The following is a 14,751-nucleotide window of genomic DNA, read 5'->3' on the forward strand; positions in this document are numbered from 1 at the left end:
AGATTCCAAATGGAAACTCTATTTTTTATATCAACCAACCTTACACAATGAAATAAAAAGCTTTTAAAGGTCCATGCACACCTACGACCAAATTCATTTCGATATCTGCAGAATTACTTGGTCCAGAAATAAAGTGAATACAAGAAGCAACAGTTTCTCCCTTTTCCACACGTTGGTTTAGGTCAGAAACAGCCTGTGTAATACGTGCCACAATCGTTTCACGCGGGATAATCGTGACATAGACAGTCGGCAAAAAGTGAAGTGCCCGCCCTTGTCCCTCATGAGTTTTTACAACAATTGTTCCTGACTCGGCAAGTGCATAGTCACTGAATGTAATACCAATATTGGCTTTTTCGGCGAGGGAATGATTCGCTTCACGTCCTCTTTTTGAATCCCATACATGTACCTCTATATTTTCTTCCGGCCATTCTTTTTCAAGTAAATCTGTTAAGCCATATTCTTTGAAACGTGAATCTTGGGCTGTCATTACAGGCCCCCCGCCATGTTCAGCAACAATTTTCTTTAAAGCTTCAGCTAAGTGATCTTTTGTTGTTTCAAAAACAGTGGTATGAATTTTGCTGCAGTGCTCTGTGAACGAAGCGATTAACTCCTTTTCTGTATAACCTTTCATTACATCCCAGTTTACGTTATTCTTCCACTCTGGTCGTACAACACCACTTATTCGTCTTTCGCGTCCTAGCTGTTTAGCCACATGATTTAAAAAAACTTCCTGATTTTGAGCTGTTCCTCTCATTACTTTTCACCACCTTTTTTATGATTGTCAAACCAGTCTCGAAAACGTTCTTTACTTGGAGCTGGGAATTCTCGAATTTCAGTCCAATTTTTTAATGGGCCAATTCCTTTGGAGACTCGATCTCCTGATACAATGGGCTTCATAGCTGTAGGTGCCATTTTTGTACCTAGTTTGTATAGAGCAGCAGATGATGCTCCCATTCCAAACATTTTCATCGCTAGTTTCTCACCGAGAGGAGCACGTCCTTCTTTTTCAACAATTACTTGACGATGTTTTAAAAGTAGTTCGTGTAGCGGAATTTTAACTGGACAAGCATCAGTACATGCTGCACAAAGAGTTGATGCATATGGCAGTTCTTTATAATCGTCATATCCACCTAATAGTGGACTTAATACTGCACCAATTGGCCCCGGATAGATAGAGCCATAAGAATGTCCTCCGACATGACGATATACTGGACATACATTAATACATGCCGCACAACGGATGCATTGTAATACTTGTTGGAACTCAGACCCTAAGATTTCAGAACGGCCGTTATCAACGACAACAAGGTGAAATTCTTCTGGACCATCTGCCTCTTCTTCATATTTAGGCCCTACTGTTGTAATGTAACTTGTTAGCTTTTGCCCTACTGCACTTCTGCAAAGCAATCCAACGAGTACATCCAGCTCCTCCATTGTTGGTACAAGACGTTCCATTCCCATTACAGCGATTTGCGTTTTTGGAATAGCAGTGACAAGATCCGCATTTCCTTCATTGGTTACTAAACAAATTGATCCTGTATTTGCAACGGCAAAGTTGCAACCGGTGACACCGATTTCTGCTTCAAGAAATTTTTCGCGCAGGATTTTACGAACAAATTTTGTCATCTCGTAAGGATCCTCCGACTTTCCATAACCTAGTTTTTCTTGAAATACATCACGAATTTGTTCTTTTTTCATATGAAGAGCCGGCGCTACGATGTGGGAAGGTGGTTCATGATCATCAACTTGCAAAATGTATTCGCCTAGGTCACTTTCTACTACTTCACAACCTATGTCTTCTAAAGTTTTATTCATTTCTATTTCTTCGGTTACCATTGATTTAGATTTCACGACTTTCTTGGCTTGTTTTTTTTCTGCAACTTCCTTCATGTATTGAGCGGCGTCTTCTTTTGTTTTCGCAAAAAAGACATGTCCCCCGCGTTTTGTAACATTTTCACTTAATTGCATTAAGTAATAATCTAAATTCTCCAGCGTGTGTTGACGGATTTGCTCCCCTAAATCGCGCCATTCTTCCCAGTTCCCAAGCTCTTCACTAGCTGTCAAACGACGTGTATACAGGCGTTCTTGAGCTGTAGACACAGCCTCACGCATCGTAGAATCTTGGATTCCTTTATCAATACGTTCATTAAATTTTTTATCACTAATTTTCATGCTCATATCGTGTTCCCCCCTTGAATTAACGGCTATTTAATACCTCTGCAATATGCAGTACCTGCGCTGATTTTCCTAAACGTTCTATTCGTCCTCCAATATTCATTAAACATCCACAATCTGCACTAATTAAATAGTCCGCACCTGTCTGTTCAACACTTTCTACTTTTTCGTCTACCATTTGTTCAGATATTGGCATCATTTTCACAGAAAAAGTTCCACCAAATCCACAGCAATTTTGGGCGTTGGGAAGATGCTCAACCTCTAATTCTTTTACATTAGAAAGCAGCGTAAAAGGTGCTTCCTTCACACCTAGCAAACGTGTCATATGACAAGATGTATGATAGGTCGCTTTCCCTTTTAAACGTGCCCCTACATCTGTAACCTTTAAAACCTCTACGATAAATTGAGTTAGTTCATACGTCTTCTCAGCAAGACGCCTTGCTCGCTCCTCCCATTGAACATCTCCTTTGAATATATGTGGATATTCGTGGAACATCGCTGCACAAGAACCAGAGGGAGTTACTATATACTCTACATCTGCAAAGGTTTGAATCATATTTTTCGCTGCTCGCTTGGCTTCGGCAACATAGCCACTATTATAGGCGGGCTGGCCACAACATACTTGTGATGTAGGAAAGGATACTTCACAACCAAGGTGTTCAAGTATCTCAACTGTTGCCTTACCGACATTCGGCTGGAAAGTATCAATTAAACATGTAATAAATAAGCTCACTTTCAATTTTAAAACCTCCTCTTAACGAATATTTAGATTTACCTGGTCGGCTGATGACTGAAAAGTAAAAGCAGGCCCCTTCTCTCATAAGTATTTTATTGTGTATTCTCCATGTGAGATGAATATGATTCCCTTCAATTAGCACGCGTAGAGTGGAAAAAACATTGAGTTGTAACCTATTCATCTAAAAAGGAATCCTTTTAATATAAACAGGGGAATTGATCTATTAGACCCTTCCCCTGACTGTATCTCTTTGTAAATTTACTAGTTAGCCTTTCATGATTTTTTAGGCTAAAACAGGGTTTCTTGTTGTTAATACATCTTGCTCATATTGTTTCACTTCTTCCAGCCATGTTTCTTTTACAGGCACGCCCATTTTTTCACAATAGTAATCCCAGATTGCACCGAAAGGATACGTTTTGAATTCCTCTATTAATGCTAATCTTTCTGTAAAGTTTCCATCTTCCTGTAACTCTTTTAAATGTTCATTTGGTACTAACATTTTAATAAATAATGAAAATAGTCAGGAACCATTAGAAAAGATTTTGCATTTTCTAAAATCTCCGGATGATTTTGTTTGATTGAATAAAGTTGATAAATCGTATTAAATTTTTGAAATTGAATTCCTGTCTCTAGATACAGACGTTCCTTCATGAATGTTTTAAAAACCTCATCCATCATCCCGTCTGTTCTCGAATCGCGATAGGCAACAAAATCTGTTAAAGGTTTGTTCCATTCATCTAGTAAAACAAAGTCTACAGCCCATGTATCAATACCGATACTTTCTGGAGATAATCCCATTTCACTACATTGATGAATTCCCTTTTTTATTTCTTCAAATAATCGATCAAGCTCCCAGCAAAACTGGCCATTTTTTTGGACCATTTTATTCTCGAAACGGTGGATTTCTTTTAGATTTAAACGTTCATCTTCAAGATTACCCGCTATTAATCTTCCACTAGAAGCACCAATATCAACTGCTAAACAACATTTCTTCATTTTAATCATCCTTTGCATGAAAGCGTTTGCTTATGTCTTTATATTAAGCCAGCTAAAAGGAGAAAATAATGTCTAAAATGATTTATTTGTTGTCCTTATTTGCAATTGTTTAAAATAAAAAAGAACAATTAGCAGCATCTTATCTTTTTGCTAAGTGTTCTCTGAATTGCTTTGGTGTCTGATGATATTTGTTTTTAAAAATCCGATAGAAATAACTTACATTATCATATCCAACTTGATCTATGACAGAGGCAATTGGCATATCTGTACTTTCCAGTAACTCTTTCGCTTTATTTAAACGTTTTTCTTGAAGTAATTCTTTAAATGTAAAGTTGGTAGCCTTTTTAATCTCTTTACTTAAAGCATAAGCGGGCTGGCTTAATTTTGTGGCTAATTCATTCAGTGATGCACTCTGGAAATGTTCATCAATATACTTTAATGATTCAACAATTAAATAATGTTGTACAGGATTGTCTTCTGTATGTTCGGCCTTATCAGCGTGTTTAATTAACTCCACCATTAAAAGACCCATATACAATTTAATGGTGGATTCAGACATAAAAGCAGGAGACATAATTTCAATCATCATTTTTTTTATTAATTCTTGAATGCTTTCTACTTCTGAAACTTTAAAATAAAGGAATTGTCCATTTTGAGTACTGTTATATAAACTGTTAATTAAGAAATTACTAATTCTATTTTCAGTCGTTAAAAACGAAAAGATAAAATCAAAAAAATGAGGTAAAATGATAAAATTTATAATAATGTCTTCTTCTGCACAAGCTTGAGTTTCATGCTCAATATGCTGGTTTAAAAATAACAGCTCCCCTTGTTGCAATTTTATTCTTTGATTCCCTACTTTTTGGTTATACTCTCCATTGTAAACATAATTAATCTCAATGTAAGTCGTGTTTATGTTTAGGAAAATCCACAAAGCGTGTATGTTTTCGAACCGTAATCATACTCTCTTGATTGAGAAATTTTTGACTTTCTATAATAAAATTAGACTGATTGGTATAAATGTCTTTATTTATCTCTCTTCTGTTTTGTAGAATCAGTTCCTCTTCATCTGTTATCTTTAATAATTGATTGAGAAGATCATGTTGCATAGTTTTCTCCTTTGTTTATAATCTTACTTCATTGTTTATTAGACTTCTTCAACCAAAGCCCACATACCTTCTTTCTTTTATAGAGTCTAACTCCATGCTTTTTAAAAAGAGACTACCTAAAGTAGTCTCTTTATTAGTTCCCAAGCTCATAGGTTTGTACAAAAGTGCTTTCTGCAAGAATGGCTTTCACTCCTGTTTGTTCAATTATGAAGAGAATGAAATCTAAAAATGAATAATTCCTAATTCTATTGATGTTTTAATTGCTTCAGCTCTTGATGTCACATTTAGTTTTTGATAAATGTTTGTTAAATGTGCTTTTACAGTTCTCTCGGAAATTCCCATATCAAATGCAATTTCCTTACTCCGAAACCCTCTAGCTACTGCTTGCAAAACGAGCATTTCTTTTTCGGTAAGCCAGTGGTTGTCTGTTTTCAATTTTTCTTGAGGTTCTTTGTGTACGGTTGATTCAAATACCTTTGAGGCCACATTTGATTGAAGTAAAATGTCTCCTCTGATGGCTGCTTCAATAGTATTAAATAAATTTTCTCTGCTGGCATCCTTTAAAAGGTAGCCTTTTGCACCAAGCTGTAACCCTTGGATCATTAATTTTTCTTCATTATAAGTAGTCAAAATGAGTACAGGAACTTTTATTTGAAGAGTCTGCATTTCTCTAAGCATATCAAGCCCGCTCATCATTGGCATGTTGAGGTCAAGTAATACAAGGTCTGGGGATTTTTCTTTTATGACATCTATCCCCTTTCCTCCATCTTCTGCTTCTCCAACAACTTCAAATCTTTCGTCTGTTTCAAGAATTAATTTTAATCCTTCTCTCACAACATAATGATCATCAACAATCACAATTCGATAAGACACTGTATTTACTCCTTTTTCAAAGGTATGTTCACTATTACTTGTGTACCTTCATTTTTTTTACTTTTCAAATGGATCTCTCCACCAAGCAGCCGAACACGTTCTGACATACCAATGATGCCGTAATGTCCAAAAGTGGATTCTCGTTTTTTCTCATCAAATCCCACTCCATTGTCTGCTATTTTCAAATGGATGTGATCACCTTGTTGTACCATCACTAACTCGACATGGCTTGCTTTGGCATGTTTTGAAACATTCGTTAAGCATTCTTTTATCATGTAAACAGTATGTTCAATAAAAAAAGGTGACATATTCTGAGGTACAGATATCTTTGTACGAATTGGGATATTCGTTGCTGTCGTAAATCGATTTACTTCATTTTTCACTGTTTCAGTTAAATCGTATTGATCATGACGATCCTTCCGAAGATCATCAATCACCATTCGTGCCTCACCTAATGTTTTTCGCGCTTGGCTCATTGAGCCCTTGATAATGCTTTGAGCACGCTGGGTATTTTGATTCTCTAAATGTGCTTGAACAGCTTCCAATTGCATAATAATGCCTGCAAGCCCTTGTGCAAGGGTATCATGTAAATCTCTCGCCATTCTTTGACGCTCATTAGCAAGGGTTAACTCCTCCACCTGCTGGTGTGCGAGTTCGAGTTCCTTTAGAAACGTTTGAGTTCGTATTCTAGCCTTTACTTGTCTAAAAAATAAGATAGAGTATGCAACGACCACAATAAGGATAAGAAATAAAATCGGAATGTAGACAGTCAGATCATCTGTATCATTAACCAAAATAAGAGCTAGAAAAAAAAGTACATAAAAACAAAGTCCTGTCAAAATAATCTTTAATGTATGATAGTATACACCGATGCTTTGAGCAATTAATAACGGTAAAAGACCAATTAAAATAACAGGAGAGGCAGCTTGCATAGCTAAAACACAAAGTAGAATAACGATTCCTTGTATGAAGAAATAAATCCAAGGCTTCTTCTTGAACCAATAAAATGACCACCAGTGCAAAATGAGATGGATCGCGATAAGGCCAGAAAAAAACAAACTTGAAAGCGATAAAGATGCTGTTAAAAACTGAAAAATCATCGCTGCAGCATAAACAAGAACGCCCCATAATAACGCGGGAATTCGGGAATAGATCATTTCATTAAATGGGTCTATCCGTTTCTTAACCATAAACTCTCACCTTCCAAACCCCATCATAACACGAAAAATACCGCCCGCCTTTTAAAGAGGCAATGGCGGTATTAGGATTTTAACATTTTAAAAAGAATACATTATATAATCTTCTTTTCTTTTTGGGCAATTGACTCTCCTTCAATATCAATATGCGGAAGCAATCGTGCCAGCCATTTTGGTAAGTACCAATTTGCCCGCCCTAATAGCATCATACAAGCAGGGATAAAGGTCATTCTAATGACAAATGCATCGAATAAAACCCCAAATGCCAATGTTAATCCCATTGTTTTAATAATCAAGTCTTGAGCAAAAATAAAGCTTGCGAAAACGAAAATCATAATTAAGCCTGCTGCAGTTACAACCCTGCCACTATGCTGTAATCCAGAAATAACAGATTTCTTTGCATCATGAGATAGAAGGAATTCTTCCCTCATTCTACTAACTAAAAATACTTCATAATCCATTGCAAGACCAAATAATATTCCTGTCACTAGTACAGGCATAAAGTTTAACAACGGTCCTGCTGCAGGTATTCCAAACAATGGGGCAAGGTGTCCATCCTGTAAAACAAAGACAGCAAAACCTAATGTAGCAGTTAATGTCATTAAAAACCCTAGTACAGCCTTTAATGGAACAAGGAATGATCTAAATACAAGAATCATTAACACAAAAGCAAATCCAATAATGACTCCTGCAAATTTTGGCAATGCTTCACTGAGTCTATCTGAAATATCTATATTCACGGCAGTAGAACCAGTCACAAGAAACTTTGTGTCAGTCACACTCGATACATTTCGAATGTCTTTCACTAATTGCTTCGTTTCTTTATCCTCCGGACCACTTCTAGGTAAGATTGTTAACATTGCGTACTCACCCGATTGATCAGGGATCGCCGGCGTGATTTGTTTGATACCATCCATTTTTTCTAACAATTTTGATGATTTCTCGATGGACTTGGACTTCATCGTTTTATCTGCTTGAGAGGCATCTATGATGATGGCAAGTGGTCCATTAAACCCCTTGCCAAAACCTTCTGCTAAAAGATCGTATCCTTTACGTTCAGTTGTTTCTTTGCCTTTCATACCGTTATCCGGAAGACCAAGCTCCATATGAAGTGCTGGCCAGCTTATCAATCCTGTCAATAAAATGACACCTAGCATTATTTTACCCGGATGCTTTTGAATAAATCTTCCCCAGCCCATTGTTTTTTTCTCTTTTTTTGGCTGTAATTTAGAAAATAACTTATTTTTCCTAGAAGGACTCACCTTATCTCCAAGAAGCCCTAGTATAGCTGGAACAATCGTGAGGGAAACAAGCATAACAGATAGTACCATAAAGGCTCCCACAAGGCCCATGATACCTAGAAACGGTATGTCAACTAATACAAGTCCACATAATGCAACAATGACAGTGACGCCCGCAAATAATACAGCACTTCCTGCGGTACCCACAGCTCTAGCAGCAGCCTCATTCAAATTGTAGCCTTCTGCTAACAGCTGTCGATATCTTGAAATGATAAACAGCGCATAATCAATTCCTACTGCAAGACCAATCATCACCGCTAATGTGAGACTAAATGCAGACATGTCTACAAAGTTTGAGGTGATTAAAATGACCATCACACCTATTACTAACCCAATCACAGCCGTCAATATTGGTAATCCTGCGACCAAAAGTGAAGCAAATGTAAAGGCTAAAATCAAGAAGGCGAAGATAATCCCTATGATTTCAGAAATGCCACCTACTTCAATTTCAGAGAATGTCACGGAGCCGCCTAATTCCGTTTGGATGCCCGCATCTTTTGAAATCTTTATGCTATTTAATACTTTCTCTTTTGAGGATTCCTTTACCTTGTCCGCTTTCACTCGATACGTAATATCCGCATATCCTATTTTCTTATCTTTACTTATCGTAAAGGTCTCATATAAATCGGTCACCTGCTTAACTGCTTTATCCTTTTTAATTTCTTTTATCGTCTCATTAATTTTATGTTTCACTTTCTTTGCTTCTAAAGTTTCATCTTTAGGTGCTTTAAATATTAGACGAATCGTTCCCTCATCATCACCTGCTGGGAACTTCTTTTCCAAGAGATCCATCGCTTTTTCAGATTTTGTTCCTGGAATCGACATATCTCCATTAAATGAAACGCCTGTCCCTATTGTTGCTGCAACTACAGCTACTAAAATAAGTAACCAACCGATTAACATTCGTTTAGGCTTAGTAAAAGCAAAGTTTCCTAAGTTATATAAAAATTTAGCCATTCACTTACTCCTTTTTCATCGAATTCATGATATTCACCTCTTTATTCTACGTAATGAAATAGTTGATTAAAATTGTACTTTTGGGCAAAAGGGATTGTACATTTAGGCAAGAAAAAGAGCATCTCTTTTGAGATACCCTTCTATTTATAGAGAGCGTTCATTTTATCTATATCATCATCTGGCCAATTCCGGATCAGTTGTATTAGTCATATCTGGTTATTTTGATTTAATTCCTGCACCGCAAAGAGGTATGACGATTGTTTCTTTTGCTTCCTTTTTGTATTTCATGTAGCCAGCAAAATTGACTGCAGATGTCACTTCCACATAAAATCCTTTCTCACTTAGTTTAGAGCGTGCATTCAATATCTCATCCTCTTCAATATCTATAAATGTACCATTGGTATCTTGTACAGCTTCTAGAATTTGTTTGGAGCGCGCCGGGGCAGCAATGGCTATACCTTCTGCCAAAGTTCCTGTATTCGTAACAGGTGATGCTGATTCCTCCGCGTTTTGATAAGCTTTCACGAGAGGAGCACAGTTTTTCGCTTGTATGGCAATGATTTTTGGTATTTTATGAATTAAACCATTTTCAAATAACTCTTTAAAACCGTAATATGCACCTAGGAGGAGAGTACCATTTCCAACCGGAATGATTAAAGTATCAGGTGCTCCGTTTACTTGTTCATATATTTCATAGGCGTATGTTTTTGTTCCTTCAAAAAAATAAGGATTATACACATGGCTTGCATAAAAAGCGTTTTCGGCGTCTACTGCTTTTTGCGCCGCTGCTGCAATATCCTCTCGTGTACCGCGAATTTCTTTAATCGTTGCTCCATGGGCTTTTATTTGAGCGATCTTTTTAGGTGAAGTTTCATCGCTTAGATAGATGTCACATGCAATCTCGCAACGAGCTGCATAAGCGGCAATCGCCGTTCCTGCATTCCCGCTGCTATCCGCAATGACTTTTGCTACCCCTAATTCCTTTGCCTTTGTCATTAAAACAGCAGCTCCTCGATCTTTAAAGGATAGCGTAGGCATCATATAATCAACTTTTACATAAGTGTTTGGCTCATGAGGATCTAAAACGATTAACGGAGTTTGGCCTTCACCCATTGTTACAGATTCCCAAGTCTTTGACCCTTTTGAAAATGGCATGGCTTCAGCATAACGCCATAATGAGTTTGGGTAGTGATTCCAAGCCGCAATATCTATTTGAGGGGTATCTTTCACCAGGTTTAATACGCCGTTACAATCACATTTCCATAAAGTTGGTGTCATCTCATACTTTTTACCGCAATCGTTACAAATCAATTGATTCATCAATCCTCAGCTCCTTTGAATAATTTTTTATATAAAATATACTTTTTTATATATCATAGGCAAAAAAATATTCTAAATATAAGAAATAGCATCAATTTCAATTTTGAAACCAAAATGTAATTCATTCGTTGGTACAACAGTACGTGCTGGTTGATGTTCACCGAAAAATTCAGTGTAAACCGCATCTACTTTGTCCCATAGTTTAATATCAGAAATGTATAAAGTCATACGCAAAATCTTTTCTTTTTTACTTCCGGCTGCTTCTACAATCATCTCCACATTCTTAAGCGCTTGTAATGTCTCTTCTTCAATGGGGCCGAATTCTTTTTCTCTCGTTTCGGGATTGATGGCAAATTGTCCTGAAACATAGACCGTGTTTTGATGAATGGTTGCGAATGCATAGTGTCCGTTGGATTTTAGATTTCCTACCTCAAGGATGCTTTTCATTTCGTTTCCCCTTCATTCGATTTATGTTTGATTTCATCCAAATAGCTATAGACGGTGACTTTAGAAATACCTAACATAGATGCGACTTTCTCAACTGAACCTTTCATTAAAAAGATTCCCTTTTCATCCATGAACCTTATTAATTCAATTTTTTCATGACGTTTCATAACTGGGTGGACACTGTTTTGAATGATCTGTTGAATCAATTGATCTACGATTCCTTCCACATTTTCAAGATCATCATTTGATGTTGTTTCATTCTCTTGAACTTCAACTTTTGTAGAAAGAAAAGTATCCATAAATTGCTGCATTTGATTCAATGCTTCAACATCAAAATTGATACAGAATGCCCCGATCACCTTTTTCTTCGAATCACGAATTAATGAAGTCGAAGAACGAATGGTACGGTTGTCTTCTGTTTTAAATGTATACCCAGCAAGATAATCTTCTTTAAAATCTTCTGATTGTAAAACAGTCTTTACCAAATGATCAAATGATTGACCGATTTTTCTTCCCGTCACATGATGATTGACTGTAAACATGACAGATGCTTGAGGGTTCGTTAAATCATGAATAACGACTTCACAATTTGGTCCAAACATTTTAGCCGTAGATTTTGCTAAAGGAATATAGCTCTCTAATAAATTCTTTATATTTTCCATGCCTAAGCACCTCATTTGTTTATTCTACTAGATTATATAATTTTTTATATATAAAAACAATATATAGATTTTTATATATATGTTGAAAAAGTTAAGAAAATATAAAAAAAGCAGCCATTGACTGCTTTTTGCTTGTGCTCCTTTCTAATTGATTTCTTGCTGGATTCCATACAAAATGACTTCAATTCCCCACCTGAACCGTTCCATTGATACGGTATCACCTGCAAACATTTCTTCTTTTAGGCTATGGATGAAAGGAAACCGCGTTTTGTCTGCATCATGAAATGCTTTTTTTGTATCTGAAATCTGCGAAGAGCCATGTTTCTTCCAAGAGACCTTTTCGTATGCTACGGAAGATACGTATAACAGTAACAGGTCTACTCCCCATGCAGCAGATGTAGATTTAACCCCGCCTTCATGCAATGCAGCGAGAATATGTTCGGTCAACTGTAAAAAGTTCGTTCCTTGCGGGATGGTGGAAAGAGAAATTTCAGCAAGACCAGGTTTTTCGAATAACAGTAGGAAATAAGTATGCAATATGTCAAATAACTGTTCTTTCCATGTGCCATTCACTGAATCTGGATAAACCATTTGGCCGAGACCATAATCCAATACGTAAGCACTTAGTTCTTGAAAATTGTTCACGTAGACATACAAGGATGCAGGTCCCGTATCGAGTGCTTTAGCCACCTTACGCATACTCATGCCCTCTAACCCTTGTTCCTTTAGAAGCTCATAGGCAGTTTTCACAATGAGTTCACGGCTTAAGGGCTCTTTAGCCGGCCGAGACCGACGACTTATAATACGACGATTTGAATTGTTCATAATCTCTTTATAACATGTCAAAGTCAAATAGTAAATTGAGCATCAATCACCGTTTTCTTGAAAAGAATTCATCATTTCAGCAAGCTTGACTGCAGCATCTTTTGAAAAACACAGCTTTAAACTTTTTTCCGATTCATGAGCTTTCTCCGATGAATATTCGTACATCCTGTCTTCGTATTCTTCAATAGCCTTTTCAATATGATGAGGATTTCGAACAATCGCAAGTGCAAGCTCCATTGCATCAAACATCGCCATGTTTACACCCTCCCCTGCGAATGGCGACATGACATGAGCGGCATCACCGATAAGCGTTACTCCTTTATGGCGGTTCCATTTAAAACCGACAGGAAGCGTATAAATCCGTCTTGGAATGATGGCATCTTCAGCATAACGAATATAATTTTTCAGCTGACCGTCCCAATCACTAAATAATTCTAATAATTGTTCTTTTGCTTCTTTCGCTTGATGAAACGGAATACCACAAGTCTCAATCCAGTTACGCTCTACCATAAGGCTTGCATACACTTTGATTCGTCCATCTCCGTTTAACTGACCAATCAGTCCTTTGTGGTCAGCTAAAGCAAACATCTTACCACGTTTATTAAATTCAGCTAAATCAGGGTGGTTCATCTCTACGTTGAGGATATTCAGTTCCAGCATCGTGAGTCCGGCGTATTCAATATCAATATCTGTTAACAGAGGACGCACACGAGAAAAAGCACCATCTGCCCCGATTACAAGATCAACTGTCTCAACAACTCCGTTTTCAAAATGAAGCTCCGTCATGCCGCTTTCTAATGAAATGCAACTTTCTAGTGAAATGCAACTTTCTAGTTTATATCCATATTTGATGTTTTCAGCATCAATTTGATCTAACAGCAGTTCGCACAAAAGACCACGATCAATTTCTGGGCGGGTGCCTTTTTGCTCTGATTCCGTTTCTTCATCTAAATAAATTCTTCCTGATTTATCAAGTAAGCGGAAATCTTCTCCTTCATAGCGGGCGTTCCTTTGAAATTCCTCATAAACTCCTGCTTCTTTTAAAGCTTTTTGACCTGTTTCTTCATGAATATCCAGTGATCCCCCTCTTTCAAGACTCTTGTCATGCATCTCTCGCTCATAGATAGTAGTTTGTATACCGTAATTTTGCAGAATTAAGGCGAGTGTTAGCCCCCCAGGTCCTCCTCCAATAATAGCGATCTGCTTTTGTTTCTTAGATAATGCCGTCATCGTATGCATCTCCTCTTCTTTATGGAAATCGTTTAAAGCCACATCACATTTATATTATAACGAACACCGTTCGTAAAGAACAGTGTTCGTTTAAAAAGTTTATTTCACAATTGTGTATTTTACAATCGCCCGCCACCATATGATACACTCCAACTAGGAATGTGAAAGGATGTCGAATCATCACAATGATTCTTGAATCAGTCGTTTCGATTGTTCTAATTCTGAGTGTAAGAGGTGTTTCTATGAATAAATTATTGGCAATGTTGATATTAGGATTGAGCTTTAGTGGTGCGGCTCTCATTCTTTCTGTCCCTTTGTTATTCAAGTCAAAACCAGAACAATTTGAGCTAGTGTTTGCTGCTGGATCAGCAGGCGCTTTCGCAGTATTCGCTGTCTCATGCCTAGTTCTTCGAAAACAATTCAATCGCTAAAAAACCTAAACACAATCCGCCATTAGAACAATGGAGATTTGTTTAGGTTTTGTGTTTTATTCTGATATCAACTTAAAGAATGTGGTACAAGCTGACCCCGATACTGAGAGCGAATAACACAAGTGCAGGGAGTGCTTTTTTAAAGGGATCTTTGGCTAATACGATCAGAGTAAAGGCAGCTGCAAGCATCGTGCCTCCTAACAGTAAGCCTGATAATATTGCTATTGTTGGCATCCATATGCCAATCAGCATTCCAGCTGCGCCTATGAGCTCAAAGGCTCCGGTTAAAACATTAAAAAAAGCAGGTAAACCAAATCGTTTGAACTCTTCTGCCATTTTCCCTGATATAATTTTCGATCCTGTTACAAAAAAGAAAGCGGCCAATATCATTTGCAGAATAAGTATGAAAATCGTGATCACATCTTTCTAAGTTATTTGACTGAAACACTCAGTCCAAATGGACAAATTTTCAGCTGGTGAAAATTATATGTCA

General features: G+C 37.2%; 16 protein-coding genes and 1 pseudogene. 1 reads left to right on the forward strand and 16 read right to left on the reverse strand.

Annotated features, from left to right (window positions below; all coding sequences use genetic code 11):
* Nucleotides 1-40: 40 nt before the first annotated feature.
* The 15 genes and pseudogenes from MHB67_RS08830 to MHB67_RS08900 form a co-directional block, all read right to left on the reverse strand.
* Nucleotides 41-754, reverse strand: coding sequence for a lactate utilization protein C (locus tag MHB67_RS08830; RefSeq protein ID WP_212048964.1), 714 nt, complete (start codon nt 752-754; stop codon nt 41-43).
* Nucleotides 754-2,178, reverse strand: a complete 1,425-nt coding sequence (locus MHB67_RS08835) for a LutB/LldF family L-lactate oxidation iron-sulfur protein (RefSeq protein WP_122631354.1) — start codon at nt 2,176-2,178, stop codon at nt 754-756. The genes MHB67_RS08830 and MHB67_RS08835 overlap by 1 nt, the downstream gene beginning before the upstream one ends.
* 19 nt (nt 2,179-2,197) lie before the next feature.
* Nucleotides 2,198-2,914 (reverse strand): (Fe-S)-binding protein, encoded by a 717-nt coding sequence (locus MHB67_RS08840; RefSeq protein ID WP_342492895.1) that lies wholly within the window; start codon nt 2,912-2,914, stop codon nt 2,198-2,200.
* 280 nt (nt 2,915-3,194) lie between these two features.
* A pseudogene (locus MHB67_RS08845) lies at nt 3,195-3,410 on the reverse strand (L-rhamnose isomerase); the annotation flags it as partial.
* Nucleotides 3,404-3,925 carry an FGGY family carbohydrate kinase gene (locus MHB67_RS08850; protein ID WP_342492896.1) on the reverse strand — a complete coding sequence of 174 codons (522 nt, stop codon included), beginning with the start codon at nt 3,923-3,925 and terminating at the stop codon, nt 3,404-3,406. The pseudogene MHB67_RS08845 and the gene MHB67_RS08850, both read right to left, overlap by 7 nt.
* Before the next feature lie 121 nt (nt 3,926-4,046).
* On the reverse strand, nt 4,047-4,745 hold the full coding sequence (locus MHB67_RS08855; RefSeq protein ID WP_342492897.1) for an AraC family transcriptional regulator: 699 nt from the start codon (nt 4,743-4,745) through the stop codon (nt 4,047-4,049).
* A 58-nt stretch (nt 4,746-4,803) separates the two neighbouring features.
* Nucleotides 4,804-5,016, reverse strand: a complete 213-nt coding sequence (locus tag MHB67_RS08860; protein ID WP_342492898.1) for a hypothetical protein — start codon at nt 5,014-5,016, stop codon at nt 4,804-4,806.
* Nucleotides 5,017-5,238: 222 nt separating this feature from the next.
* Nucleotides 5,239-5,889 carry a response regulator transcription factor gene (locus MHB67_RS08865; protein ID WP_151039511.1) on the reverse strand — a complete coding sequence of 217 codons (651 nt, stop codon included), beginning with the start codon at nt 5,887-5,889 and terminating at the stop codon, nt 5,239-5,241.
* Between the two features lie 5 nt (nt 5,890-5,894).
* Nucleotides 5,895-7,079, reverse strand: a complete 1,185-nt coding sequence (locus MHB67_RS08870; protein ID WP_025093234.1) for a sensor histidine kinase — start codon at nt 7,077-7,079, stop codon at nt 5,895-5,897.
* A gap of 101 nt (nt 7,080-7,180) precedes the next feature.
* A complete protein-coding gene (locus tag MHB67_RS08875; RefSeq protein WP_268416159.1) occupies nt 7,181-9,343 on the reverse strand; it encodes an MMPL family transporter in 2,163 nt (720 codons plus the stop codon).
* A gap of 216 nt (nt 9,344-9,559) precedes the next feature.
* Nucleotides 9,560-10,663 carry a threonine synthase gene (locus MHB67_RS08880; RefSeq protein WP_024425161.1) on the reverse strand — a complete coding sequence of 368 codons (1,104 nt, stop codon included), beginning with the start codon at nt 10,661-10,663 and terminating at the stop codon, nt 9,560-9,562.
* A gap of 72 nt (nt 10,664-10,735) precedes the next feature.
* Nucleotides 10,736-11,110: a RidA family protein gene (locus tag MHB67_RS08885; protein ID WP_024425162.1), complete on the reverse strand. Its 375-nt coding sequence runs from the start codon at nt 11,108-11,110 to the stop codon at nt 10,736-10,738.
* A complete protein-coding gene (locus MHB67_RS08890; protein WP_024425163.1) occupies nt 11,107-11,772 on the reverse strand; it encodes a helix-turn-helix transcriptional regulator in 666 nt (221 codons plus the stop codon). Before MHB67_RS08890 ends, MHB67_RS08885 begins: the two co-directional genes overlap by 4 nt.
* A gap of 144 nt (nt 11,773-11,916) precedes the next feature.
* Nucleotides 11,917-12,597, reverse strand: coding sequence for a TetR/AcrR family transcriptional regulator (locus MHB67_RS08895; RefSeq protein WP_024425164.1), 681 nt, complete (start codon nt 12,595-12,597; stop codon nt 11,917-11,919).
* A gap of 42 nt (nt 12,598-12,639) precedes the next feature.
* Nucleotides 12,640-13,827, reverse strand: a complete 1,188-nt coding sequence (locus MHB67_RS08900) for an NAD(P)/FAD-dependent oxidoreductase (protein WP_342492899.1) — start codon at nt 13,825-13,827, stop codon at nt 12,640-12,642.
* 242 nt (nt 13,828-14,069) lie between these two features.
* On the opposite strand from MHB67_RS08900, the gene MHB67_RS08905 reads away from it, so the two are divergent.
* Nucleotides 14,070-14,258, forward strand: coding sequence for a hypothetical protein (locus MHB67_RS08905; RefSeq protein WP_024425166.1), 189 nt, complete (start codon nt 14,070-14,072; stop codon nt 14,256-14,258).
* 72 nt (nt 14,259-14,330) lie between these two features.
* Here MHB67_RS08905 and MHB67_RS08910 read toward each other — a convergent pair whose 3' ends face one another.
* On the reverse strand, nt 14,331-14,678 hold the full coding sequence (locus tag MHB67_RS08910) for a DoxX family protein (protein WP_024425167.1): 348 nt from the start codon (nt 14,676-14,678) through the stop codon (nt 14,331-14,333).
* Nucleotides 14,679-14,751: the final 73 nt, after the last annotated feature.

The sequence above is a fragment of the Bacillus sp. FSL H8-0516 genome, assembly GCF_038635285.1.
GTDB classification, from domain to species: domain Bacteria; phylum Bacillota; class Bacilli; order Bacillales; family Bacillaceae; genus Bacillus; species Bacillus safensis.

What these genes read in the sequence shown, in the direction of transcription:
- MHB67_RS08875 (WP_268416159.1), bottom strand. Translation starts at nt 9,343, where the DNA reads ATGGCTAAATTTTTATATAACTTAGGAAACTTTGCTTTTACTAAGCCT.
- MHB67_RS08835 (WP_122631354.1), bottom strand. Translation starts at nt 2,178, where the DNA reads ATGAGCATGAAAATTAGTGATAAAAAATTTAATGAACGTATTGATAAA.
- MHB67_RS08870 (WP_025093234.1), bottom strand. Translation starts at nt 7,079, where the DNA reads ATGGTTAAGAAACGGATAGACCCATTTAATGAAATGATCTATTCCCGA.
- MHB67_RS08850 (WP_342492896.1), bottom strand. Translation starts at nt 3,925, where the DNA reads ATGCAAAGGATGATTAAAATGAAGAAATGTTGTTTAGCAGTTGATATT.
- MHB67_RS08895 (WP_024425164.1), bottom strand. Translation starts at nt 12,597, where the DNA reads ATGAACAATTCAAATCGTCGTATTATAAGTCGTCGGTCTCGGCCGGCT.
- MHB67_RS08860 (WP_342492898.1), bottom strand. Translation starts at nt 5,016, where the DNA reads ATGCAACATGATCTTCTCAATCAATTATTAAAGATAACAGATGAAGAG.
- MHB67_RS08900 (WP_342492899.1), bottom strand. Translation starts at nt 13,827, where the DNA reads ATGACGGCATTATCTAAGAAACAAAAGCAGATCGCTATTATTGGAGGA.
- MHB67_RS08905 (WP_024425166.1), top strand. Translation starts at nt 14,070, where the DNA reads ATGAATAAATTATTGGCAATGTTGATATTAGGATTGAGCTTTAGTGGT.
- MHB67_RS08830 (WP_212048964.1), bottom strand. Translation starts at nt 754, where the DNA reads ATGAGAGGAACAGCTCAAAATCAGGAAGTTTTTTTAAATCATGTGGCT.
- MHB67_RS08880 (WP_024425161.1), bottom strand. Translation starts at nt 10,663, where the DNA reads ATGAATCAATTGATTTGTAACGATTGCGGTAAAAAGTATGAGATGACA.
- MHB67_RS08885 (WP_024425162.1), bottom strand. Translation starts at nt 11,110, where the DNA reads ATGAAAAGCATCCTTGAGGTAGGAAATCTAAAATCCAACGGACACTAT.
- MHB67_RS08890 (WP_024425163.1), bottom strand. Translation starts at nt 11,772, where the DNA reads ATGGAAAATATAAAGAATTTATTAGAGAGCTATATTCCTTTAGCAAAA.